This window comes from Massilia sp. Soil_C_3, assembly GCF_057657035.1.
Genome location: NZ_JBDGJG010000032.1, coordinates 1 through 463, shown reverse-complemented (window position 1 = coordinate 463; position 463 = coordinate 1). Strand labels below are relative to the sequence as shown.

Here is a 463-nt window from a genome sequence, read left to right as displayed (position 1 = left end):
AGGTAGATTTTGGTGCCCACGGAGGGACTCGAACCCCCACACCTCGCGGCACATGGACCTGAACCATGCGCGTCTACCAATTCCGCCACGTGGGCACTGATGCTGCTCTGCTACGACACAACTTTACAACCAGGTAGATTTTGGTGCCCACGGAGGGACTCGAACCCCCACACCTCGCGGCACATGGACCTGAACCATGCGCGTCTACCAATTCCGCCACGTGGGCACTGAAACAACCTCACAACCAGAAAACGTTGGTGCCCACGGAGGGACTCGAACCCCCACACCTTGCGGCACATGGACCTGAACCATGCGCGTCTACCAATTCCGCCACGTGGGCGTTTTCTGTATTACAAACTACCTGTCAATCTGTTGGTGCCCACGGAGGGACTCGAACCCCCACACCTCGCGGCACATGGACCTGAACCATGCGCGTCTACCAATTCCGCCACGTGGGCACTGA

Annotated in this window: 4 tRNA genes; all 4 read right to left on the bottom strand. The window is 58.5% G+C overall.

Features of this window, described 5'->3' with window-relative positions:
* Window positions 1-10: 10 nt before the first annotated feature.
* A tRNA-Leu gene (locus AC3A6F_RS25335) sits at window positions 11-95 on the bottom strand.
* Window positions 96-141: 46 nt separating this feature from the next.
* Window positions 142-226 (bottom strand) — tRNA-Leu (locus AC3A6F_RS25330).
* A 29-nt stretch (window positions 227-255) separates the two neighbouring features.
* Window positions 256-340 (bottom strand) — tRNA-Leu (locus tag AC3A6F_RS25325).
* Window positions 341-373: 33 nt separating this feature from the next.
* Window positions 374-458, bottom strand: a tRNA-Leu gene (locus AC3A6F_RS25320).
* Window positions 459-463 lie beyond the last annotated feature (5 nt).